We start from the raw sequence: 22,797 nt of genomic DNA on the forward strand, positions 1-22,797 counted from the left end.
GTCCACGGTCCCCCGTATTCGGTGTCGTCAGTCGGACACGACGCTACCAAACGTTGTGCCGCCGACGCTCGGCTCAGGCTCGGGGATGCGCCTGATCGTGCACGGCCCGCAACCGTTCGACCGACACGTGAGTGTAGATCTGGGTGGTCGCCAACGACGCGTGACCGAGCAGCTCCTGCACCACTCTCAGATCGGCTCCTCCCTCGAGGAGGTGAGTTGCCGCGGTGTGACGTAGGCCGTGCGGACCGAGGCTGGGACCACCGGGGACGGTCTCGAGTACCGCGTGCACCGCCGTTCTGGCCTGCCGTTGATCGAGCCGTCCACCTCGACGTCCCAGCAGCAGGGCCGCACCGGATCGATCACAGACCAGTTCGGGTCTGCCGCTGACCAGCCAGTTCTCGATTGCATGTGCCGCCGGCGCACCGAACGGAGCCGAGCGTTCCTTGTTGCCCTTGCCGATGACGCGAATCAGGCGGCGATCGGTGTCCACGTCGTCGACGTCGAGTCCGCACAGCTCCCCCACCCGCACCCCGGTCGCGTACAGCAGTTCCACGATGGCCCTGTCCCGCAGCGCGATGGGATCGAGCTCCGCGGCACCCGATTCGGCAGCGGCCAAGGCCTGCGCCGCCTGGCTGTGGCGAAGAACACCGGGCAATGTGCGATGACCGGCCGGGCCGGCCAGGCGTTCCGCCGGCGCTGCTGTCACCGCTCCCACCCGCTCGAGCCACTTCCCGAAGGTCCTCGCCGACGAGGTTCGCCTCGCCATCGACGTTCTGGCCGAGCCGGCTGCAGAGTGCGTGGCCAACCACGAACGCACCGCGCGGAGGTCGAGGTCGGCGATGCTCGCATCCGGAGAGGACTCCGCGAAGTGCGCGAGCAAGGAACGCGCATCGGAGACGTAGGCCCGGATGGTGTGCTCCGATCGCTCTCGACCGAGTCGCAGGTGCTCGGCGAATTCCTCGACGTGAATCTCGAGGTGCGGCGGCAGCGAATCGGTCATCGACTCAGCTTGAGCGCCGGCAGGCCGGGCGACAACCGGACACGCCGTCGGAGGTGGTTCGTCGTGGGATCAGGCGTCGACTGCGGATTCGGCCTGTGCGAGTTCGCGCTTCCACACTCGGAACGTCTCCTCGGTTCGGCCGCGACGCCAGTAACCCGAGATCGAGGCCCATTCGGCACCGACCTCCCGCTCCTTGCGGATGTAGGGCCGGATGTTGTGCATGACGGCCTGCGCTTCTCCGTGCACGAAGACCTGCGCCTGCCCGGGCAGCCATTCCGTTTCCTTCACCGCTGCGATCAACGGCGCATTGTCTCCGGCCCGGTCGTCTCCGACCTCGTTCGAGGACGCACCTCGGTGGACCCAGGTCACATCCACGACGGCGAGCGTCTCCATGTAGATCTCGTCGTGCCGGTCGGCAACTTCGATGAAAACCTTGGCGACGGCGTCTTCCGGAAGCGCCTCGACGGCAGCCGAGATCGCCGGAATCGCCGATTCGTCGCCGGCGAACAGATGCCAGTCCGCGTCGGGGCGCGGGGCGTACCCACCGGACGGGCCGTAGAACGACATCTCGTCTCCCGGCTTCGCCCGAGTGGCCCACGGCCCGGCGACTCCTTCGTCGCCGTGCACCACGAAATCTATGGCGATCTCCCGCGCGCCGGTGTCGACCGACCGAACGGTGTACGTGCGCATGATCGGTTCGTCGTCGGTCCCGAAGAACAACTTGACGTAGGCGTCGGTCTCGTCGATCGCATCGAAATCGTCGAAGTTGGCCCCACCCAGGTAGACCCGGTGCATGTGCGGGGTGAGCGCTTCGGTGCGCAGGACGGACAGGGTGGTTTTCTTGCGTGGCACTTCGGACCCCTCTTCGAGCGAACGACGCCGATACCCGATGCATCGACTAAGCATTACCTAACACCCTACCGTTCGGGCTCGAGGTCGTGGTGCGCTCATCCACGCACCACGCGGAACCATCCGGTCTCGTCGCTGGCCACGAATCCGTCCATCTCCAGTACCGGCAGGGATGCACGCACCTTGCTCAGCGGCACACCGGAGTGCTCGGACAACTCTCGACTCGACAATGATCCGGTCGCCGGCAACGCGTCGTAGATCAACAGGGCGGTGTCCGAGAGCGCATCGGTCTCGCGAAAGAGCTCGGGCCGAGACTCCTCGGGCGACCCGAGTACGCCCGCCTCGGCGACCACGTCGTGAGAGCTCGACACGAGCACGGCCTCGCCCTCTCGGATCATGCGATGACAACCCGTCGAGGTGGGTGAGGTGACCGGACCGGGTACCGCGAGCACCGGACGGCCCAGTTTGGCTGCCCACGCCGCCGTGTTGCGTGCACCGCTGCGCCACCCGGCCTCGACGACCACCACAGCCGATCCGAGTGCCGCGACGAGCCTGTTGCGAGCGAGGAAGCGATGCTTCGCCGGGGTCGTGCCCGGCGCATACTCGCTGAGAACCAGTCCGTGAGCAGCGATCTGCCGCAACAGCCGCGAATGGCCCGCTGGATACGCACGATCGACGCCACAGGCGAGTACCGCCATCGTCGTTCCCTCGACTCCGAGGGCCGCTCGATGTGCCGCGGCATCGATGCCGAAAGCCGCTCCCGAGATGACGGTCCAGCCGTCGAGCGCCAGATCGGACGATATCTCCGCCGTCACATGATCACCGTAGGGACTCGATGCGCGTGTCCCCACGATGGACACCGATCGCTCTGTGATCGTCGCGACCGGACGAGTTCCCAGCGCCCACAATGCAATCGGTGGACAGGTGTCCACCCCTGCGGTCATACCCGGTCCGTCGAATCCGAGGAAGCGCCACGCCGGCCACTCGTCGTCGTCCGGGGTGATCAATCGGCCTCCGAGCGCAGCGATGTGATCGAGGTCTGCTGCCGCAGTGTCGAGGTGGGCGCGAACCGCGAGCCGCTCCCCCAGCCCACCGGCCCGCACCGCTGCTGCCGTCGATTCGGGACCGTGAGCTGCGGCATGATCGACCACCGGTCGATGCGGGCCCTGCGCCACGCGGGAGAGATACGCCCAGGCCAGTCGTCGCGAGTCGTGTGTCATGCCACTCCCCTGTCCCTGAAGTCCAACGCGGCTCCTACCTCGTCGGCACCGGGGACCGCGCCGCCGGCGAGATCGTTCAGCGTCCACGCCACCCGAATGGCTCGGTCTGCGCCGCGCGCGGTGAGCGATCCGTTGCGCAACGCCCGCTCGACCGGAGCGAGTGTCGAGCGCGCCAATCGAAATCGTTGGCGCAGAGCGGGTCCCGGCACCTCCGCATTGGTCCTCCACCCGAACTCCCGCCACCGCTCCGCAGCGGCGTCCCTGGCCCCGGTCACGCGTGCGCGTATCTCGCTCGTACCCTCCCCCACGTCGTCGACCAGTGCGCCCGTCGCCACACCCATCATCTGAATGCGCAGATCGACACGGTCGAGCAACGGCCCGGACAGCTTGCCGAGATACTTGCGCCGCGCTATCGGCGGGCAGACACAGTCCACTTGTCGCGCCGGCGCACACGGGCACGGATTGGCTGCGAGAACCAACTGAAATCTGGCCGGGTACCTGGCAACACCGTCACGGCGAGCAATGCGAATCTCACCGTCCTCCAACGGAGTACGCAATGCCTCTAGTACTCGAACGCTCATCTCGGCGCACTCGTCCAGGAACAGGACTCCCCGATGTGCTCGGCTGACCGCTCCCGGTTTGGCCATTCCGGTTCCGCCCCCGACCAAGGCACTGACCGAGGTCGAATGATGTGGCGCGATGAACGGCGGCGACGTGATCAGAGGCCGCGCCGTGGTCAACAGACCCGCCACCGAGTGAATGGCGGTCACTTCGAGCGCTTCCGATTCGGTCAGCGGCGGGAGAATTCCCGGAAGCCGTTGCGCGAGCATCGTTTTTCCTATTCCCGGCGGCCCGGTCAGCATGATGTGATGCGCGCCCGCAGCGGCGACTTCCAGGGCCCATCGCGCATCGGCCTGTCCGGCGACATCACTGAGATCCGGGTAGGCCTGCTCGTGCCATTCGGTCGGGACGGGCGACTCGAGGGCCTGCTCACCACGAAGCCACGCCACCACGTCCCCGAGCGAACCCGCACCCAGCACCTCGATTCCGTCCACCAGACCCGCCTCGGGTAGGCACTGCAGCGGAACGACCACCCTCTGCCACCCCGCACTCTTGACCGCGAGCACCCCGGGCAGGACCCCACGAACTGCGCGCAGCCTGCCATCGAGTGCCAACTCACCCAGAAATACGGTGTCGGACAGGCATCCGCGCGGAATCGCCTTCGCGGCATCGAGAACCGACAACGCGAGCGCAAGGTCGTACACCGATCCGCCCTTGGGCAACGTCGCGGGTGACAGCGCGAGAATCACCCGACTGTCCGGCCAGGTGCCACCCGAATTCTTCACGGCGGCTTTCACGCGATCACGCGATTCGTTGAGAGCAGTGTCGGGCAACCCGACCAGATGCGTACCGGGCAGGCCCTGCCCGATATCTGCTTCGATTTCCACCAGCACACCGTCGACCCCGTTGACCGCCACCGAATGCGCTCTCCCGAGCGGCATCAGAATGCCGACCGAACGTGCGTGACGACCGGTTCGTCGTGCGGACCGACCACTATCGCGATCACGTCGAAGCGGATCTGCACCCACGGTCCCTGCTGCAGAGAGAGCCACCGCAGCGCGAGCCCTCTGATCCGAGTCCGTTTTGCGTACGTCACCGCTTCGGCGGGCGTTCCGTAACCGATTCCCGATCGGGTCTTCACTTCGACGAACACCACTGTCTCGCCCTCGCGCGCAATGATGTCGAGTTCACCGGTTCGATGCCGCCAGTTCCGCTCGACCACATCCAGGCCGATGTCCTCGAGATAACGCACCGCGAATTCCTCACCGCGCGCACCGAGTTCCTGGTTGGTTGCCATGTCCGCCATTCCTCCACTCTCCGACCGCTCAATGCGGTCGATTCGGTCGTCTCGACGGTGGCACGACTCGGAAGAGCAATAGCGAAGAAAGCGCAGGTGGACGATTGCCCTGTGGACAACTGTTCGGCTGGGGAACAACGGTCCGATCATCAGCGGCGATTCACCCGCTGTGTCGGACGGCCGTGCTAGCGCTCGAGCACGTCCGAGTTACCGGCCGAGAACAGACCCGACAAGCAAAAAGCTCCGTCCGGATTCGGACGGAGCTGATGCGGTGTATCGATACGACGGCGAAAGTACCGATACGAAAACGGTGCCGAGACCTCGCGCCTCGGTTCGAGAAGAACGGTCAGTGAGCAGCCTCGTAGGCCGCCTGCACATCCTGGCTGATGCGGCCACGGGCACTGACCTCGTGGCCGTTCTCGCGTGCCCACGCTCGAATGTCCTGCAGATCGACCTTGCCGCGAACCGGTGCTGCTCCAGCGCCGCCCTTACGTGTGCGGCGGCCGGAAATCTTCTCGGCATGCTCGATCCAGAATGCCAACTGTTCGTGCAATTCGTTCGCATGCTTGAGATTCAAATCGATGCGGTACTGGTTTCCACCGATGCCGAATTCGATGGATTCACCTTGGCCTTCTTTGATGACCGAACCGTCTACATCGTCGATCATCTGCACAAGTGTCTTGCGTGCCATCTCGTACCTCTTACACGTCTGGGGGATGTGATATTCAAGTTCTACCACCCATTCTCGTTTTCACGCAAAGAACTGCAAGCGTTTCGCGACGTGTCGAATCGACGAATATCGGTGCAGAAATTCGACGGCTTTTCGAGTGAGTAATCGCTGATATCGAATAACCCTGTTGCGCAATCGTTTTCACCTACACTACCCACCTGCACCGTTCGACGCAGAACAAATCTTCGGGACATCGAACACAGAAACAGAACATGCGGACCGATTTGGCCGGGTGTCCAGCTTTTCGTCCGGCAATACGATCGGAACTTCGACGACCGATTCGAATCAGGCGGTTCGCAGCCCGTCCCTCCGAGCCGGATGTGCGGCACGTCCACTCGAGCCCGATGTTCGGGCGGCTCGGCCACGCCGCACCGTCGGACGAGGAGAGCTATTCCGGCAGGCGAAGATCTGGTTTGTCCAACTCTTCGATGTTGACGTCCTTGAAGGTGATCACACGGACATGCTTGACGAATCGGGCGGGGCGATACATGTCCCACACCCACGAGTCGGACATTCGCAATTCGAAGTAGATTTCACCGTCGGCGTTGTGCGGAATGAGTTCGACGGAGTTCGCCAGATAGAACCGACGCTCGGTTTCGACGACGTAGTTGAACTGACCCACGATGTCCCGGTACTCGCGATACAGCGAGAGCTCCATCTCGGTTTCGTACTTTTCGAGATCTTCGGCACTCATCGGTTTCTTTCATCCTCCAGTCGGGCGTGAACTGCAATCATCGCGTACCGGCGTCGCCGCAGTCCATTCGCCCCAGGGCGTCGACGGCGTCACGAGAGAGCCCTGCGGCCGCCGCTGCGACATTCGCGTAGGACATTCGATGTTCGCAGCTCGGGCCGAGGGCGATCATCGCGGCGGAATGTGCGCGCGTGCTGTACCCCTTGTGCACGGCGAATCCGTAGCCGGGAATCGACTCGTCCATCTTCACCATCGATCGATCCCGGGAGACTTTCGCCAGCACGCTCGCCGCGGCGATGCACGCCGCGGTGGCGTCGCCGCCGATCACCGGTAACGACGGAACCGGAAGACCGGGTACTCGAAAGCCGTCGGTGAGTACGTAGCCCGGGGTCATGCCGAGCCCGGCAACCGCGCGTCGCATTCCCTCGATGTTCGCCACGTGGACTCCGATGCGGTCGATCTCGGCCGCATCGATCGACACCACGCTCCATGCCAGTGCCAGCCTCTGGATCTTGGGAAAAAGTTCCTCGCGTCGTCGCTCGGTCAGCTTCTTCGAGTCGTCCAGGTCCGCGAGAGCGGCATGAGCCCGCGCACCGAGAACACACGCCGCAACGGTCAGTGGACCGGCGCATGCTCCTCGTCCCGCTTCGTCCACTCCAGCGACCGGTCCGAGACCGTTGCGCTCGAGCGCCGATTCCATCGTCCGTAGGCCTGCCGCTCGTCGGATGACCGGACGCGGCGGCCACGACGACCTAGTCAGGGTTGCGCGCGCACGCGGCGCACGCCTGGGGGTCGAAGTCATCGACCTTGGATGTCGGGAGAATCAAGGATGCCGGTTCGTGACGGCGGCAGCGCGATGAACACGGCCTTACCGATCACGTTGTCGAGGGGAACGGTGCCGGTGAGCTCGTCGGTGACGTGATACCGCGAATCCCGCGAGTTGCTCCGGTTGTCACCCATGACCCAGATGTTGCCCTCCGGCACGGTGACGGGGTCGAAGCACCGTCCGGACTTCAACTCGGTGTCGCACGTCATCGTCCCCGGGGTGAACGGGAAATCCATCTGGATGTACGGCTCGTCCAACGGCTGTCCGTCGACGAGGACTCGACCCTGGTCGTCGCAGCATTCGACGGTCTGACCGCCGGTGGCGATGACGCGCTTGACCAGATCGTTCTCGTCGGGAGCGACTACGCCGATCAGCGAGCCGACTTCCTGTGCTCCCCGAATCACCGCGTTGTCGGACCGTTGTGACACGAATTCGTCGTTCCACGAATCCGGGCCGCGGAAGACGACGATGTCGCCGGGCTTCGGGTCGCCGAACCGGTATCCGATCTTCTCCACCACGATGCGGTCACCGGTGCAGCCGGTGCAGCCGTGCAGGGTCGGCTCCATCGATTCGGACGGGATCAGATAGACCCGGGCAACGAATGTCTGGAGCAGAAAACTCAGTACCAGCGCTACCAGAATGAGAATGGGAAGCTCACGCCAGAACGATCTGGGCTTGCGTTCTCGACGCTTCTTCCGTGAAGACTCGTCGTCGGGCTCGTCGGTCGGATCCTGTGGGGACTGCGTCACGTGATCAGGTTAGCCGGAACCGTCGCCCGCACGGCCGGACGGTGTGCGCATGGGCGGTTCGCGGCTCTCGATCCGCTCGCCGGCCGGGAGAAACGTGGGACGACAGCGGGTGGAAAGCACCATGCCGCGTCGCCCTGACGGGCAACGCGGCATGGTGTGAACTGAAGTGTCCGGGCGGAACCGGTCAGCGCTTTTCCTTGATCTTGGCAGCCTTGCCACGCAGATCGCGGAGGTAGTAGAGCTTGGCGCGACGGACGTCACCACGGGTGAGGACCTCGAACTGCGCGATGTTGGGGCTGTGCACCGGGAAGGTGCGCTCGACGCCGACGCCGAACGAGACCTTGCGGACCGTGAACGTTTCGCGAACGCCACCGCCCTGACGTCGGATGACGACGCCCTTGAAGATCTGAATGCGCTCCTTCGAGCCTTCGATGACCTTGACGTGCACGTTCAGCGTGTCGCCGGGGCGGAAATCGGGGATGTCGCTACGCAGCGACTGATTGTCGAGAAAGTCCAAAGTGTTCATCGGTTGTGCCATCCTTGCGTTCTGCGCATGAGTAGAGGAACCGAGCGGCTCGCTGATGCAACGGCTCGACTGGTTCGTACTCCGAGTGAGGTCCGTGCCTGCTAGAGGCAACCCGACCATTGTGCCAGACCATCAGGCGTTCGACGAAATCGGCGCTTCTCGGCTCGACGCCGTCTCGCTCGCCATCGGCGCAGGTAGGACCGTCCGCGCCAATTCGTCCTCGGTGGCCTCGCGTGCGTGCACGATGCTCGGCTTCCCGGCGATCGCGTCCTGGAGATAGATCTTGGCCCGGATGATCGGCCGTCGCCACCGCTTCTCTCGGCGCAGAGCGCGTTCCATCTTCTTCGGCCTGGTGGTGTAGCGCCACCTCGCCCACGGTGCGCTCGGCCTGCTCAACCGCACTGCGGCCAGAACGAGGATCGGCAGGACGAACAGCCCGAGCAGTCCGGTCCAGATCTTGCCCTTGAGCAGAACGATGACACCGAGCGCGAGATTGGCCAGGGCCAGCACCGCCAGGGTGCCACGCACCCACGGGTCGGGATCGGCCCGGAAGTCGGCCGGGCTGAGCAACTCCAGGGGGTGGAAGCCGAGCAGCAGCAGGCCGGTGAACGCCACTGCCGCGAACACGGCGTCCACCGACGTGCGGCCCTGTTCGGACCAGTAGACATCACGGAGATAGAAGATCAACGCGAACTCGTCGAGGACGAGAGCGGCGCCGATGCCGAAGATCGCCGCCAACGCCGCGCCGACCGGCTCGGAACCGTCGACGTACACCGCGATCAAGCCGATCCCCGCCAGCAGCATCAGCACGATTCCGAACACGACGTGGTGGATGTGCTGACCCCCGGGCGTGATGTTTCCCGGCCACCATTTCACGTCTGCGCGAATCATTCTGACGCTGAGGCGGATCAGGAGGAACCCCGCCAACAGCCCCAGCAGGAAACACAGCAGCGGCAGGCGGCCGTGATCGATGACCCCGTGTTGCAACCACCTCACGTGTGCCTCACGTCCTTCCTGCCGAACGACCGGTGATCGCGTTTCACCCTATTCGCGTCCGGGACCACCCAGGGCAGCATCGACCGAGGAACCGTTCGCTATTTTCCGAATCCCGCCTTCCGCAACGCGTCGGCCATGGAACCGGCAGCCGGTGTCGCCGTACCAGCGCCCCCGGCCGTACGACGATCCCGTTGCGGGCGTGCGTCTCGTCCGCGGCCGGCCTGATGTGCGCCCGCGCCCCGTCCCTGGCCTCGCGGACGGTCACCCTGCTGTCCGCGTCCGGCGTCCTTGCCGCCGGACGCGCCGGGTTCGTCGTCCAGCCGCAGGCTCAGACCGATGCGCTGACGGGGGATGTCGACCTCCATCACCTTGACGCGAACGACGTCACCGGACTTGACGACCTCACGCGGGTCCTTGACGAAGTTGTGCGACATCGCCGAGACGTGCACGAGCCCGTCCTGATGCACACCGACGTCGACGAACGCCCCGAACGCCGCCACGTTGGTCACGACTCCCTCGAGCGTCATGCCGGGCACCAGGTCGGCGACCTTCTCGATACCGGCGGCGAAGGTCGCGGTCTTGAACTCCGGACGTGGATCGCGGCCCGGCTTCTCGAGTTCGGAGATGATGTCGGTGACGGTGGGCAGACCGAATCGGTCGTCGGCGAATTCGGCGGGGTCGAGCCCGCGCAGCAGTGCTGTGTTGCCGATGACCTCGCGCACCCCGACGCCGGCCTTGCCGACGATGCGGCGCACAACGGGATATGCCTCCGGGTGAACACTCGACCGGTCCAGTGGATCCTCTCCCCCTGAGATGCGGAGGAATCCGGCGCACTGCTCGAAAGCTTTGGGCCCCAACCGCGGAACGTCTTTGAGTGTGCTGCGGCTGGAGAACGGACCGTTCTGGTCACGGTGTGCCACGATGCTCTCGGCAAGAGAGCCGGCGATACCGGAGACCCGCGAGAGCAACGGTACCGACGCGGTGTTGACGTCGACGCCGACGGCGTTCACCGCGTCCTCGACGACGGCGCCGAGAGATCGGGCCAGCAGAGTTTCGGAGATGTCGTGCTGGTACTGCCCGACGCCGATGGACTTCGGATCGATCTTGACCAGCTCGGCCAGCGGATCCTGCAACCTGCGGGCGATCGAGACGGCACCGCGGATCGACACGTCCAGTTCGGGCAGCTCGCTCGAGGCGTACGCGGAGGCGGAGTACACCGACGCTCCGGCCTCGGACACCACCACCTTGGTCAGGTTGGCGGCAGGGAACTGGGCGATCAATTCTGCTGCCAGCGAGTCGGTTTCACGCGATGCGGTGCCGTTGCCGATGGCGATCAGTTCGACCTTGTGCTTGGCGGCGAGTCCGGCGAGGGTGGCCACCGCCTGATCCCACTTGCCCTGCGGTTTGTGCGGGTAGATGGTGTCGTGGTCGACGACCTTTCCGGTGGCGTCGACGATCGCGACCTTGGTGCCGGTACGGAAGCCCGGGTCCAGGCCCATCGTGGTGCGGTTGCCCGCGGGCGCGGCGAGCAGCAGGTCCTTGAGGTTGCTCGCGAACACGTCGACGGCGTCCTTCTCGGCCGATTGGCGCAGTCGCATGCGGGTATCGAGGGAGACGGTCACCAGCATCTTGGTACGCCACGCCCATCGGACGGTATCGAGCAGCCACTTGTCGGCGGGCCGTCCTCGATTCGCGATCCCGAACTTGGTAGCGATCCGACCCTCGTAGACGCTCGGGACGCCGGGGGTCGGTTCGTCACGCTCGGGCTCGAAGCCGAGCGAGAGTACTTCTTCCTTCTCGCCTCTGAACGTGGCGAGGATGCGGTGCGAGGGCAGGCTGGTGAACGGTTCCGAGAACTCGAAGTAATCGGAGAACTTGGCACCCTCTTCCTCTTTGCCCTTGCGAACGGACGCGACGAGCTTGCCGGACGTCCACATCAGTTCGCGCAGTTCACCCACCAGATCCGCGTCCTCGGCGAAACGCTCGACGAGAATCGCCCGCGCGCCGTCGAGTTGCTCCTGATCGAACTGGGCCGGGTCGGTGGTGGGGTCGGAGAACAGGGCGTCGGCGACGGGCTCGTGCCCGGCCTCCCGTGCGATCTGAGCCTTGGTTCGGCGCTTGGGCTTGAACGGCAGATAGATGTCCTCGACGCGAGCCTTGGTGTCGGCCAGCATCAACGACTGCTCGAGCGCTTCGTCGAGCTTGCCCTGCGAGCGGATGGACTCGATGACGGCGTCTCTGCGCTCGTCGAGCTCGCGCAGGTACCGCAGCCGCTCGTCGAGCTGACGCAGCTGCGTGTCGTCGAGGGTGCCGGTGACTTCCTTGCGGTAGCGCGCGATGAACGGGACCGTCGACCCGCCGTCGAGCAATTCCACGGCGGCACGAACCTGTTCTTCACGAACGTCGAGTTCTTCGGCTATGCGCTTGTTCACAGATTTCAGAGCAGTGGTCACGGCGATGGACCCTACCGCTACTGTGGGACGAGTCGGTCGGCGGTTCAACGTGTGGGAGAGTTTCGCGGATGGTCAGGTTGTCTCGATTCCTGGCTGCAGCCTGCGCCTCCCTGCTGCTGGTCGGCTGTTCGGTTCCTCCCGACGATCAGGTCGGTGACTCCGCGTCGAAGGAGACCGCCGAGACGTCGGCATCGCCCTTTCCCGATATGGACAAGGTCGACGGCGTCGCCCTCGAAGCTCGTATCCCGATGGCGATCGCGTCGGCCCGGGCCCGTGGCGCCGATGTGGATTTCGCGCTGTTGGATCGTCAGACGGGCTCCTACTACAGCAGCAACGCCGATGTTCAGGTCGAAACCGCGTCGGTGTCCAAGCTCTTCATCGCCGACGAGGTGTTGTTCCGAGCGCAGTCGGAGAACCGCCCGGTCTCCGCCGACGATCTGGCCACCATGACCAGCATGCTCGAGCTGTCCGACGACAACGCCGCGTACACGCTCTGGTACCGCTACGGCTCGTCCGACATCGTGCGCACGGTCGCAGCTCGCTACGGCCTGACGAGCACCACAGCTCCCGGCGACGACCAGTGGTACAACACCGAGACCACGCCCAGTGACCTGGTCGGTTACTACGCGGGGTTGCTGGGCGGCAGCGGCGGTTTGACGACTGCATCGACGGACGTGGTGATCGGAATGCTGCGGCGTTCGGCACCGATTGCCGCGGACGGCTACAAACAGCATTTCGGGATCGTCGACGGTCTTCCCGGAGAGAGCGTGCACGCTGTGAAACAGGGTTGGATGTGCTGCGTGTCCGATCGGTGGGTCCACCTGTCGACAGGCACGATCGGTGTCGACAACCGCTACGTTCTGGCTCTGTCCTCACGCGAGGACATCTTCTACGCGGACGACATGGAAAGCTATCCGGACACCGCCGTCGTCGACGTCAGCGACGACGCCAGCGCACTGCACGCAAGGGAAACTCTCACCGGATTCGTCTCGATGCTCTTTCCCGACGGCACCGTCAGCTGAATTCGTCAGTCCTGCAGCAGGTCCGGACGACGCTCGGCGGTCCTGTCCAATGATTGCTCTCGACGCCACGCTGCGATCTTCGCGTGATCACCCGAGAGCAGCACCGACGGAACGTCGAGATCGCGCCACCGAGCGGGACGCGTGTAGCTCGGCCCTTCGAGCAGACCGTCGGAGAACGAATCCTGCTGATGCGACTGTTGATTGCCCAGAACCCCCGGCATCAGTCGCACCACGGCCTCGGCCATGACGAGGACGGCCGCCTCGCCGCCGATGAGCACGTAATCGCCGATGCTGACTTCCTCGACACGCACGCGACGCGCGGCGTCGTCGAACACGCGTTGGTCGATGCCTTCGTATCGGCCGCAGGCGAATACGAGATGTTGCTCGGAGGACCATCGCTCGGCTGTCCGCTGGGTGAACGGCACGCCGGCCGGGGTCGGGACGACGAGGAGAGCATCGTCTGTGAGCACGTCGTCGAGTGCGTCGCCCCACACTGTCGGCTTCATGACCATTCCGGGCCCGCCGCCGTAGGGCGAATCGTCGACGGCCTTGTGCACATCGTGAGTCCACGACCGCAGATCGTGAACCTCGACCGAGACGAGGCCGCGGTCGATTGCTTTGCCCAGCAACGCAGTTCGGAGCGGCGTGAGGTATTCGGGAAAGATGGTGACGACGTCGAGGCGCACGATCTACTCCGGATCCAGCAGACCCTCGGGCGGATCGATCTCGATCGTCTTGTCGGCCAACGACACCGTCGTCACGATGGCCGCTACGAACGGCACGAGAATTTCGGCGCGGGTGGCTTCGCCGAAGCCCGGACTCGGCGTGATGGAGAGCAGCTCCCCCGCTGCGGAGTGAAGGACCTCGCGGACCGTTCCGACGACGGTGCCGTCGGTCAGGATCACTGTGAGGCCTTCGAGTTCGTGGTCGTAGTACTCGTCCGGATCGTCGGACGGCGGAAGGTCGGTGGATTCGACGACGAACAATATGCCGCGCAGTTGGTCAGCGGCAGTCTTGTCGTCGATACCGTTCAGACGCAGCAGAAGCCGTCCGGAGTGTTCCCGGACGGCTTCCACTGTGTACGAGGCCGGTTCCGCGTTCGATCGGGGCCTGCGGCCCGAGAGAACGGTTCCTTCGGCGAAGCGGTCGTCGGGGTTGTCGGTGCGAACCTCGACGACGACTTCGCCTTTGATGCCGTGCGACTTCGCGACACGGCCGATGACCAGCTCCATGATGGGTACGTGACCTACTGGTCCGTGTCGACCACGTCGACACGGATGCCGCGACCACCGATTCCCGAGACGAGCGTGCGCAGCGCCGTAGCGGTACGACCGCCACGGCCGATGACCTTGCCCAGATCGTCGGGGTGCACGTGGACTTCCACGGTGCGGCCACGACGGCCGGTGATCATCTCGACGCGAACGTCATCGGGATTGGCGACGATGCCGCGAACGAGATGTTCGACGGCATCGGCGACAACGGCACTCACTTCTCAGCAGCCTCGGCGGCCGGCGCGTCTGCTGTCTCGGTTGCTGCAGCGTCGGTGGTCTCCGCGGCGGCGTCGTCGGCCTTCGGAGCCTTCTTCTTCTTGGCGGTGGTGGCCTCGCCCTGCGGCTCGGAGTCGGCCTGCGCCAGCGCTGCGTTGAACAGGTCGAGCTTGGAGGGCTTGGGCTCGGCGACGCGGAGGGTTCCCTCGGCACCGGGGAGGCCCTTGAACTTCTGCCAGTCACCGGTGATCTTGAGCAGTGCCTCGACAGGCTCGGTAGGCTGTGCGCCGACGCCCAACCAGTACTGAGCCCGCTCGGAGTCGATCTCGATGACGCTGGGGTCCTGCTTGGGCTCGTACGTGCCGATGGTCTCGATCGCACGGCCGTTACGACGGGTGCGAGCATCGGAGATGACGACGCGGTAGTGCGGGGTGCGGATCTTGCCGATACGCATGAGCTTGATCTTGACAGCCATGTTCTGGTGGAGCCTTTCGAAAGTTGGTCACGGCGCAATTCAGCGGTTCGCACGGCATGCGAGCCCGGTTTTGCGTTGAGGGTTGTTGTGACCGCCGCGCGGTACGTAACCGGAAGACGGGCGAACAGCTGTTCATTGTGCCAGACGGGCGGCTCGATCGGTGAATCGGGCCTGTGGACCCCTCACCTCACGCGAACAGGACCAGCAGGGCGGGGAGGGTGTTGTTCACCGAGTGCGCCGTGGTCGACGCGACGATCGAACCGGAACGCATCCGTGCGATGCCGATCGCGAATCCACCCCACAGCAGCACCACGAAGCGCCACCACTCGCGGTGCCAGATCGCGAACACCACCGCGGTGATCGCCAGGACGACCCATCGATTGCCCAACCAGGCCATGGGCATCGGGCGGGTGCGTTTCTCGAGTGCTCCCCACAGCATGCCGCGGAACATCGTTTCCTCGCAGATCGGTGCACCGAGCCAGATCCACACGGCCAGAGCGATTTTCCAGCCGACGGTCGTGTCGGTGACGTCGCCGAGCGGCATCGGATCGTCCAACTCGATACCGGACAACAGAATCAGCGCCAGCAGGAGGCCACCGACCACCGCGACGCCACCCCACGCCAACCCGGATCGGAGGTGACCGAGGAATTCGGGGGTCGACCTGGGGAGGCCGAAGTCGACGACGGGTCCGTTTCCTCGGGTCATCGAGACGGCCACCGCCACGCCCGCAGCGAGAAGGCTCGGAATCATGATGCCCACCACGAAGACGGCCGAGGCGTCCGACGTCACGACGAGCCCGAGTATCAGAAATCCCGCCAGGTTGAGCCCCAGCACGAGCGCCGCGGCCGGCAGTCCCCACCGTTGACCGCTTCTGCGTTCGAGCGCGGCCTGCTCGGCTCGCCAGTAGGTTTCGGACAACCCCGAACCCTGCTGCTCGATTCGATTCATCGGTGCCATTGCGGCCCAGCTGGGTCGGTTCGGATCGGGCTGTCCTGCATCGCTTCTCGGATCGGTCACCCTCGGCCCACCGGCCCGTTCGTCGTGCGGCCGCGCCGATCGGTCACGCGTCCGCGCAGGATCACCAGCTCCGGATCGGCCAGCACGTCCGGTCCCCCTCGCGGATCGTCGGAGTAGACGACCAGATCCGCGGGCGCGCCGTGCTCGAGTCCCTGCCGACCCAGCCACGACCGGGCGTCCCAGCAGGCAGCACCGAGCGCGTCCGTCGGAGAGAGACCCACGGCGGCCAGCGCGGCTACCTCGTCGGCGATGCGTCCGTGCGCGATCGATCCACCGGCATCGGTACCTGCGTAGATGGGAATGCCTGCGTCATGGGCTCGTCCGACGGTGGCGGCGACGCGTTGGTGGAGCGCCCGCATGTGCCGGGCGTAGACCGGATACCGGGTGGCGGAATCGGCGATGCCGGGGAACGTCTCGATGTTGATCAGCGTCGGTACCAGAGCGGTGCCGTGGTCGACCATCATCTCGACGGTCTCGTCGGTCAGACCGGTGCCGTGCTCGATGCAGTCGATTCCCGCCGCGATCAGACCGGGCAGAGCATCCTCGCCGAACACGTGGGCTGTCACCCGCGCTCCCTCGGCGTGGGCGGCAGCGATGGCGTCGACGAGGATCGAGTCGTTCCACAGTGGCCGGAGATCTCCCACCGAGCGGTCGATCCAGTCGCCGACGAGCTTGACCCAGCCGTCGCCGAACCGGGCCTGCTGAGCCACCGCCTCGGGCAGTTGCGATTCGTCCTCGATGTCGATCGCCAGACCCGGGATGTATCGCTTGGGTGATGCGATGTGGCGGCCCGCTCGGATGATGCGAGGTAGGTCCTCGTACTCGTCCAGGGCGCGTGTGTCGACCGGGGACCCGGCGTCGCGCAGCAGCAGCGCGCCGACGCCTCGCTCGGTCTCGGCCTGTCGGATCGACCCGATCAGGTCGGTGTGTCCCCCGCCGTATTCGATCCCGACATGGCAGTGCGCGTCGACCAGGCCGGGCAGGACCCACCCGCCGTCGTGGACGAAATCCGCATCCGCAATGGGCTCGGTGGACAGAACACCGCCCTCGATCCAGAGGTCGATCTCCGTCCCGTCCGGCAGTCCGCGGCCCCGCACCCGCATGGCCGACACGTGCGCGCGCTTACTTCTTGGGCAGTTTCAGTTGCGAGAGGTCGATGCCTTCCAGCCCTGGCGGCAACTGGTCGAGGCCCTTGGGCATGGACGACAGATCGGGCATTCCCGCCGGCATTCCACCCGGCATGCCGGGGAATCCACCGCGGATCTTCGGCTGCGTCGGACCGCGAGCGCCCTTCTTCCCTTTCTTACCCTTCTTGTTGTTCCGTACCTGCTTGCGCGCGCCCGGCATGCCCATCCGACCGGCCATGGCCGACATCATCTTGCGAGCCTCGAAGAACCGGTCGACCAGCTGGTTGACGTCGGAGACCTTGACGCCCGAACCGTTCGCGATACGCAACCGTCGTGACGCGTTGATGATCTTCGGGTCGGTACGTTCCTGCGGCGTCATGCCCCGGATGATGGCCTGAACCCGGTCGAGTTGCTTCTCGTCGACGTTGGCGAGTTCTTTCATCTGGCCGGCACCGGGCAGCATGCCCAGCAGGTTTCCGATCGGCCCCATCTTGCGGACGGCCATCATCTGCTCGAGGAAGTCGTCGAGCGTGAGTTGCCCCGAGCCGATCTTGTTGGCCGTCGCCTCGGCCTGCTCGGCATCGAAGTGCTGCTCGGCCTGCTCGATGAGGCTCAGCACGTCGCCCATGCCGAGGATGCGGCTCGCCATGCGATCGGGGTGGAAGACGTCGAAATCCTCGAGCTTCTCACCGGTCGACGCGAACATGATCGGCTGGCCGGTGACCTCGCGGACGCTCAGCGCAGCACCGCCCCGGGCATCGCCGTCGAGCTTGGTGAGTACGACACCGGTGAAGCCGACGCCGTCACGGAACGCCTCGGCGGTGCTGACGGCGTCCTGACCGACCATCGCATCGAGAACGAACAGTGTCTCGTCCGGCTCGACCGCGTCGCGAATTCCCGCGGCCTGATTCATCAGCTCGCTGTCGATGCCGAGGCGACCTGCGGTGTCGACGATGACCACGTCGTACTGCTTGCTGCGAGCCTCGGCGATGCCGGCCCTGGCAACCTCGACGGGATCCGCTGCCGAGACTCCGAGTGCATTGTCGCCGCCGCCGATGGACGTGCCGGGGTGCGGCGCGAAGACGGCGGCACCGGCGCGCTCGCCCACGATCTGCAGCTGGCTCACGGCACCGGGACGCTGAAGGTCGCACGCGACGAGCAGTGGGGTGTGGCCCTGGCCCTTGAGCCATTTCGCGAGCTTGCCCGCCAGCGTCGTCTTACCCGAACCCTGCAGACCGGCGAGCATGATCACCGTGGGCGGGTTCTTGGCGAAGACGAGCCTGCGAGTCTCGCCGCCGAGGATGCCGACCAGTTCCTCGTTGACGATCTTGACGACCTGCTGGGCCGGGTTGAGCGCGCCCGAGACCTCGGCACCCTTGGCCCGGACCTTGATGCGGTTGATGAATTCACGTACGACGGGCAGTGCCACGTCCGCTTCGAGCAGGGCCAGACGGATCTCACGGGCCGTGGCGTCGATATCCGCGCCGGACAGTCGACCTTTGCCACGCAGGTCCTTGAGAGTCCCGGTCAACCTGTCGGAAAGGGATTCGAACACCGATTGCACTCCTGAGCTAGCCGATCACCGAAAACGAGCCGAATCCGGCACGGTCACCAGACTAGCGGCAGCACGCCTCGTCGTCGCTGCGGCGTTCGACTGTCGTGTCGAACGTGTCGATGCCGACCGGTCAGGCGTTGCGCGCGGAATCGTTCCACGTCACTGCCACACCCCGGGTGGCGAGCCACTGCGCGGGGTCGACCTTGACGCCGGAGGGATCGTGCACCTCGAAGTGCAGGTGTGGGCCTGTCGACTGGCCACGGTTGCCGACGGTGGCGATCTGCTCACCGGCCGACACACGCTGGCCGGGATGAACGGAGAAGTCGTTGACGTGTCCGTAGACCGTCTCGGTACCGTCGTCGTGCCGCACCTTGACCCAGAGACCGAAGCCGGATGCCGGTCCTGCGTCGGACACGGTGCCGTCGGCGGCGGCGTAGATGGGCGTTCCGATGGGTGCTGCGATGTCGAGGCCACTGTGCTGGGTGCCCCATCGCGAGCCGAAGTTGGAGGTCAACACCCCTGCCACGGGCTGCACTGTGCCCTTCTTCAGCGAGCGCAGGCTCTCGAGGGGTGACTGAACACCGGCTCCCAGCTGCCCCAGGCCGACATCGTCGAGCCATTGCTGGGCGGCAGCGCCGGGATCGGCTCCGAATGCGGCCAGTGGGTCGGAGGTCGGTGCGGGTGCTGGTTCCGCAGCGGGCGCGGTTTCGGCAGGCGCGGCCTCGGGCGGTGCGGGCTGCGAAAGCGGGGGCGCGAGCTGTGGGGGTACGAACTGCGGGATCTCGAGTTGGGGTAGCTCGAACTGGGGTAGCTCGAATCCAGCGGGCAGTAGTCCCTCCGGTACGGCGAACGGGAGTCCGGCTGCGGGTGGCTCCGGAATCGGCGCGGCCGCGGCGGTGCCTGCACCCATCGACGTCGCGCCGACGACGATCGCGCCGGTCGCGGCGACGATGGTGGCCGCCCGTCGACCGACGACGGGGCTGTCCGGTACGGCGCGGTGCCTGCCGCGCGTGGGACGCGCTGCGAAGTCGGTCGGTGTGTGGACGGTCGACCGTCGGTGGGATCCCACAGTTCGTGCCTCTCGAATGACCAGGAGTGGAGCCTGCAGGAACGACGTGGTTCCAGCAGTGCGGAGCCTGCAGGAACCACATGGTTCCAGCAGGAACGATGTGGTTCGAGCAGTGTGGAGTGTGCAGGAACGGCTGAGAGTGTCGTTTCTGCGTGGGGACGAATGTAACAAATCGGCATCGGCGGCAGTCCCGTCGGCCGGAAGTTCGTGAGAAGTCACCAGCGCGAGCCGGTCTGCTGTCGCATTCCGACCCGCGGTCAGGTGCCTTCCGGCTTTTCCGGAGGCTTGGGCGGTTCGGGGGCGGGTACGACCGCGAGGATCGCTCGCTCGAGGTCCTCGCGCACCGCCCTGCTGTCTGCTCCCGCCAGGTCGATGCAGAACGAGTCGACCACCGAGCTGCCCAGGGTCGACACGCGTGCCCACCGGATGTCGGATCCCTGCTGTTCGATCGCGCTGGCCAACCGGCAGAGCAGACCGAGCCGGTCCTCAGCTCGTAGCTCGAGTACCACCTGACCTGGTTCGTTGTCGTCGAACCAGAGCACCCGAGGCGGAGCTTGAGCGTAGAGAACCGGGACGGCCGAATCCTCTGCGTCGTCCTCGACGGTGTCGGCTCTTGCGTCGCGTTCCTTGGCGTCGAGCACGGCGACGAGGTCGAGTTCGCCGGCCTGAGCGCGGATGATCTCCTGCCGCAGCAGACCGGCCTGCGGCGGGGAGCCGAAGAGCGGCGCGACGTCGAACGAGTTGATCGCCGATCCCTCGTGACTTCCGAGAGAGGCCGAGAGCACGCGCAGCGAGTGCAGTGCGAGGACTCCCGCGGCATCGGACAGCAGCCCGGGCGTGTCGGGGGCGATGACCGTGACGACGAAGGTGTGCAGCCCGTCGGTCGGCGCGATGTCGACGTGGACGCCTCCCCGCGCGGCGAGTTCGATGTGCGCCGGGTCGAGTGGATCCGGTGAGGGCAGACTCTCCCCCGCCATCACCAATCTGCAGCGACGCACGAGCTCACGGATGAGCGAGGCCTTCCAATCACCCCACACCCCGGGGCCGGTGGCGAGCGAATCCGCTTCTGCCAGTGCGTGAAGCAGCTCGAGCAGAATCGTGTCGGCACCGAGCGCGTCGACGACGGTTTGCACGGTTGCGGGGTCGTCGAGGTCGCGTCTGGTGGCGGTCTCCGGCAGCAGTAGGTGGTATCGCACCATCGCCGTCAGCAGTGCCACGTCGGAAGGCCACAGGCCGAGCCTGTTGCCGATCTGGATGGCCAGATCTGCGCCGACGACACTGTGATCGCCGCCGCGTCCCTTGCCGATGTCGTGGATCAGTGCGCCGAGCACCAACAGGTCAGGACGCGCAACGCGGGTGGTCAATGCGCTTGCGTAGGCTGCGGTTTCGACCAGATGTCGATCGACCGTCCACGTGTGCACCGCATCTCGCGGCGGTAGGTCGCGTACCGCGCCCCACTCCGGAATGAGCCTGCCCCACAGTCCGGTTCGATCCAACGCCTCGATCGCCGCGATCGCCTTGCGACCCGATCCGAGCAACACGAGCAGATCGTTGAGTGCTTCCTTGGGCCAGGGTTCCCGAAGTTCGGGGGCGCTGTCGGACAGCCGGTTCAGGGTCGAGGCGGACATCGGCATTCCGGTCTGGGCCGACGCCGCTGCGACTCGCATGATCAGGCCGGGATCCTTGTTCGGTCGAGCGTCGCGGGCGAGAACGACCTCGCCGCCGTGTTCGACGACTCCCTCGTCCAGCGGGCGTCTGACCGGGACTCGACGCAGTCTCGAAAGACCCCGTCGCGGTAACGAATTGCCTGCGGTTCGCAACCCGACGTCCACCGAATAGCTGATGGTGCGAGCCGAATCGCTCAGCACGCGTGCGAGATCGAAGCGATCCCCGATGCGCAGCGCGGCACCTATCTCGTCGGCGTCCTGCGCGCGCAGTTGATCCCGTGCTCGACCGGCGACGCGGTGCAGTTCGGTGCGCACGTCCAACAGGCGTCCGTGCGCGAACGCCAAACCGCCACCCGGTGATTCGGGTCCGAGCCCGGGCATACCGTCGGTCAACTGTGCGATGGAGAGGGCGTCGAGCAACTGGACGTCACGCAGTCCCCCGCGGCCGCTCTTGAGATCGGGTTCGGCGCGGTGCGCGATCTCACCGCTGCGCGACCACCGTCCGCGGGTCTGCTCGATCAGCTCGTCGAAACGCCCTCGAATACCGTTGCGCCACTGGCGACGTACGCCGCCGATGAGAAGATTGCTCAATTCGACGTCACCGGCGATGTGACGCGCCTCGAGCATTCCGAGGGATGCCGTCATGTCTGCTGCAGCGACCTGCAGAGCCTGCGGCACCGTGCGCACACTGTGATCGAGCTTGATGTGCGCGTCCCACAGTGGATACCACAGCTTGTCGGCGACATCGGAGACGATGCGTGGTTCGAGATCGTCGTGCAGCAGGATCAGGTCCAGATCCGAATAGGGCAGCAGTTCACGACGAGCAAGACCGCCGACAGCGACGATCGCGAAGCCGGAGTCCGGTTTGATCCCGAGCTCGGCACCTTTGGTGGTCAGCCAGAACTCGTGGAGATCGACCAGAGCCTGCCGGAGCGAGGGTGCATCGAGTCGACGATTGCGTGTTCCGCCGTCGAGTAGTTGTTTTCTGGCCCGAGCGAGATCTGCTGCAGCATCGCTCGTGCCCTTCGATGCGGAGCCCGTGGAGACCGAAGGCCCCGATCCTGACGCTTTCGCGCCAGAACCGGGGCCCACGGCCCGAGACCCTTTGGGGTCAGAGTGCATCTGCGCCACGTTCTCCGGTGCGGACTCGGATGACCGAGTCGACCGGAGAAACCCAGACCTTGCCGTCACCGATCTTGCCGGTGCGTGCAGCCTCGACGATGACCTCGACGACCTTCTCCACAGCGGCGTCGTCGACGACTACCTCTACGCGGACCTTCGGGACGAAGTCCACCGAGTACTCGGCACCTCGGTACACCTCGGTGTGGCCCTTCTGGCGGCCGTAACCCTGAACTTCACTGACTGTCATTCCGAGTACGCCGGCCTGCTCCAGCCCCGTCTTGACGTCCTCCAGGGTGAACGGTTTGACGATTGCCGTGATCAGCTTCATTTTTGCTTCCCTTCACAAGACCTCGAGTG

23 protein-coding genes are annotated in these 22,797 nt (G+C 65.5%); 1 reads left to right on the forward strand and 22 read right to left on the reverse strand.

The annotated features are described in order from the left end of the window. Positions 1-73: 73 nt before the first annotated feature. The 12 genes from CH306_RS23705 to CH306_RS23760 all read right to left on the reverse strand — a co-directional run bounded on the left by CH306_RS23705 (position 74) and on the right by CH306_RS23760 (position 11,898). A complete protein-coding gene (locus tag CH306_RS23705) occupies positions 74-1,000 on the reverse strand; it encodes a tyrosine recombinase XerC (protein WP_094648095.1) in 927 nt (308 codons plus the stop codon). Between the two features lie 69 nt (positions 1,001-1,069). Then, positions 1,070-1,852, reverse strand: a complete 783-nt coding sequence (locus CH306_RS23710) for a siderophore-interacting protein (protein ID WP_094648096.1) — start codon at positions 1,850-1,852, stop codon at positions 1,070-1,072. A 95-nt stretch (positions 1,853-1,947) separates the two neighbouring features. After that, a complete protein-coding gene (gene dprA, locus CH306_RS23715; RefSeq protein ID WP_094631786.1) occupies positions 1,948-3,069 on the reverse strand; it encodes a DNA-processing protein DprA in 1,122 nt (373 codons plus the stop codon). After that, positions 3,066-4,571 (reverse strand): YifB family Mg chelatase-like AAA ATPase, encoded by a 1,506-nt coding sequence (locus tag CH306_RS23720; RefSeq protein ID WP_045195584.1) that lies wholly within the window; start codon positions 4,569-4,571, stop codon positions 3,066-3,068. The genes dprA and CH306_RS23720 overlap by 4 nt, the downstream gene beginning before the upstream one ends. After that, a complete protein-coding gene (locus CH306_RS23725) occupies positions 4,571-4,927 on the reverse strand; it encodes a YraN family protein (RefSeq protein WP_094648174.1) in 357 nt (118 codons plus the stop codon). The genes CH306_RS23720 and CH306_RS23725 overlap by 1 nt, the downstream gene beginning before the upstream one ends. A gap of 346 nt (positions 4,928-5,273) precedes the next feature. Then, positions 5,274-5,618, reverse strand: a complete 345-nt coding sequence (locus tag CH306_RS23730) for a histone-like nucleoid-structuring protein Lsr2 (protein ID WP_045195586.1) — start codon at positions 5,616-5,618, stop codon at positions 5,274-5,276. 427 nt (positions 5,619-6,045) lie between these two features. Further along, positions 6,046-6,351, reverse strand: a complete 306-nt coding sequence (locus CH306_RS23735; RefSeq protein WP_008717288.1) for a DUF2469 domain-containing protein — start codon at positions 6,349-6,351, stop codon at positions 6,046-6,048. Positions 6,352-6,388: 37 nt separating this feature from the next. After that, the gene (locus CH306_RS23740) at positions 6,389-7,150 is read right to left on the reverse strand and encodes a ribonuclease HII (RefSeq protein ID WP_082073708.1); all 762 of its coding nucleotides are present in this window, start codon (positions 7,148-7,150) and stop codon (positions 6,389-6,391) included. Then, on the reverse strand, positions 7,147-7,923 hold the full coding sequence (gene lepB, locus CH306_RS23745) for a signal peptidase I (protein WP_032397798.1): 777 nt from the start codon (positions 7,921-7,923) through the stop codon (positions 7,147-7,149). Before lepB ends, CH306_RS23740 begins: the two co-directional genes overlap by 4 nt. 184 nt (positions 7,924-8,107) lie before the next feature. Beyond that, the gene (gene rplS, locus CH306_RS23750; RefSeq protein ID WP_027496692.1) at positions 8,108-8,449 is read right to left on the reverse strand and encodes a 50S ribosomal protein L19; all 342 of its coding nucleotides are present in this window, start codon (positions 8,447-8,449) and stop codon (positions 8,108-8,110) included. A 132-nt stretch (positions 8,450-8,581) separates the two neighbouring features. Continuing rightward, on the reverse strand, positions 8,582-9,436 hold the full coding sequence (locus tag CH306_RS23755) for a hypothetical protein (protein WP_032398353.1): 855 nt from the start codon (positions 9,434-9,436) through the stop codon (positions 8,582-8,584). Between the two features lie 107 nt (positions 9,437-9,543). After that, complete coding sequence (locus CH306_RS23760) at positions 9,544-11,898, reverse strand: Tex family protein (RefSeq protein WP_179272761.1); 2,355 nt, start codon at positions 11,896-11,898, stop codon at positions 9,544-9,546. Positions 11,899-11,966: 68 nt separating this feature from the next. Here CH306_RS23760 and CH306_RS23765 point away from each other — a divergent pair, with 68 nt between their 5' ends. Next, positions 11,967-12,920, forward strand: coding sequence for a serine hydrolase (locus tag CH306_RS23765; protein WP_094631787.1), 954 nt, complete (start codon positions 11,967-11,969; stop codon positions 12,918-12,920). 5 nt (positions 12,921-12,925) lie between these two features. On the opposite strand, the gene trmD is transcribed toward CH306_RS23765, so the two are convergent. The 10 genes from trmD to CH306_RS23815 form a co-directional block, all read right to left on the reverse strand. Then, positions 12,926-13,606: a tRNA (guanosine(37)-N1)-methyltransferase TrmD gene (gene trmD, locus CH306_RS23770; protein WP_032397795.1), complete on the reverse strand. Its 681-nt coding sequence runs from the start codon at positions 13,604-13,606 to the stop codon at positions 12,926-12,928. A gap of 3 nt (positions 13,607-13,609) precedes the next feature. After that, positions 13,610-14,152, reverse strand: a complete 543-nt coding sequence (gene rimM, locus CH306_RS23775; RefSeq protein ID WP_045195597.1) for a ribosome maturation factor RimM — start codon at positions 14,150-14,152, stop codon at positions 13,610-13,612. A 14-nt stretch (positions 14,153-14,166) separates the two neighbouring features. Beyond that, complete coding sequence (locus CH306_RS23780; RefSeq protein WP_027496687.1) at positions 14,167-14,409, reverse strand: RNA-binding protein; 243 nt, start codon at positions 14,407-14,409, stop codon at positions 14,167-14,169. After that, positions 14,406-14,882, reverse strand: a complete 477-nt coding sequence (gene rpsP, locus CH306_RS23785) for a 30S ribosomal protein S16 (protein ID WP_032397793.1) — start codon at positions 14,880-14,882, stop codon at positions 14,406-14,408. The genes CH306_RS23780 and rpsP overlap by 4 nt, the downstream gene beginning before the upstream one ends. Before the next feature lie 187 nt (positions 14,883-15,069). Next, positions 15,070-15,900 (reverse strand): type II CAAX endopeptidase family protein, encoded by an 831-nt coding sequence (locus CH306_RS23790; RefSeq protein WP_176459306.1) that lies wholly within the window; start codon positions 15,898-15,900, stop codon positions 15,070-15,072. Further along, positions 15,897-17,003 (reverse strand): amidohydrolase family protein, encoded by a 1,107-nt coding sequence (locus CH306_RS23795; RefSeq protein ID WP_094638054.1) that lies wholly within the window; start codon positions 17,001-17,003, stop codon positions 15,897-15,899. Before CH306_RS23795 ends, CH306_RS23790 begins: the two co-directional genes overlap by 4 nt. A 19-nt stretch (positions 17,004-17,022) precedes the next feature. After that, positions 17,023-18,582, reverse strand: coding sequence for a signal recognition particle protein (gene ffh, locus CH306_RS23800; RefSeq protein WP_032398352.1), 1,560 nt, complete (start codon positions 18,580-18,582; stop codon positions 17,023-17,025). Positions 18,583-18,712: 130 nt separating this feature from the next. Beyond that, entirely contained in the window at positions 18,713-19,651 is a 939-nt protein-coding gene (locus CH306_RS23805; RefSeq protein WP_094648097.1) for a M23 family metallopeptidase, read from the reverse strand. Positions 19,652-19,908: 257 nt separating this feature from the next. Continuing rightward, positions 19,909-22,440, reverse strand: coding sequence for a [protein-PII] uridylyltransferase (locus CH306_RS23810; protein ID WP_032398350.1), 2,532 nt, complete (start codon positions 22,438-22,440; stop codon positions 19,909-19,911). Further along, complete coding sequence (locus CH306_RS23815; RefSeq protein WP_019664269.1) at positions 22,430-22,768, reverse strand: P-II family nitrogen regulator; 339 nt, start codon at positions 22,766-22,768, stop codon at positions 22,430-22,432. The genes CH306_RS23810 and CH306_RS23815 overlap by 11 nt, the downstream gene beginning before the upstream one ends. Between the last annotated feature and the right edge of the window lie 29 nt (positions 22,769-22,797).

The sequence above is a fragment of the Rhodococcus sp. 15-725-2-2b genome (genome assembly GCF_002259075.1).
Classification (GTDB): Bacteria; Actinomycetota; Actinomycetes; order Mycobacteriales; family Mycobacteriaceae; genus Rhodococcoides.

Bases quoted from the DNA above. Each gene is read 5' to 3' on its own strand.
- CH306_RS23705 (WP_094648095.1), bottom strand. From the start codon at position 1,000: ATGACCGATTCGCTGCCGCCGCACCTCGAGATTCACGTCGAGGAATTC.
- dprA (WP_094631786.1), bottom strand. From the start codon at position 3,069: ATGACACACGACTCGCGACGACTGGCCTGGGCGTATCTCTCCCGCGTG.
- CH306_RS23720 (WP_045195584.1), bottom strand. From the start codon at position 4,571: ATGCCGCTCGGGAGAGCGCATTCGGTGGCGGTCAACGGGGTCGACGGT.
- CH306_RS23725 (WP_094648174.1), bottom strand. From the start codon at position 4,927: ATGGCAACCAACCAGGAACTCGGTGCGCGCGGTGAGGAATTCGCGGTG.
- CH306_RS23730 (WP_045195586.1), bottom strand. From the start codon at position 5,618: ATGGCACGCAAGACACTTGTGCAGATGATCGACGATGTAGACGGTTCG.
- CH306_RS23735 (WP_008717288.1), bottom strand. From the start codon at position 6,351: ATGAGTGCCGAAGATCTCGAAAAGTACGAAACCGAGATGGAGCTCTCG.
- CH306_RS23740 (WP_082073708.1), bottom strand. From the start codon at position 7,150: ATGACTTCGACCCCCAGGCGTGCGCCGCGTGCGCGCGCAACCCTGACT.
- rplS (WP_027496692.1), bottom strand. From the start codon at position 8,449: ATGAACACTTTGGACTTTCTCGACAATCAGTCGCTGCGTAGCGACATC.
- CH306_RS23765 (WP_094631787.1), top strand. From the start codon at position 11,967: ATGGTCAGGTTGTCTCGATTCCTGGCTGCAGCCTGCGCCTCCCTGCTG.
- rimM (WP_045195597.1), bottom strand. From the start codon at position 14,152: ATGGAGCTGGTCATCGGCCGTGTCGCGAAGTCGCACGGCATCAAAGGC.
- rpsP (WP_032397793.1), bottom strand. From the start codon at position 14,882: ATGGCTGTCAAGATCAAGCTCATGCGTATCGGCAAGATCCGCACCCCG.
- CH306_RS23795 (WP_094638054.1), bottom strand. From the start codon at position 17,003: ATGCGGGTGCGGGGCCGCGGACTGCCGGACGGGACGGAGATCGACCTC.
- CH306_RS23810 (WP_032398350.1), bottom strand. From the start codon at position 22,440: ATGCACTCTGACCCCAAAGGGTCTCGGGCCGTGGGCCCCGGTTCTGGC.
- CH306_RS23815 (WP_019664269.1), bottom strand. From the start codon at position 22,768: ATGAAGCTGATCACGGCAATCGTCAAACCGTTCACCCTGGAGGACGTC.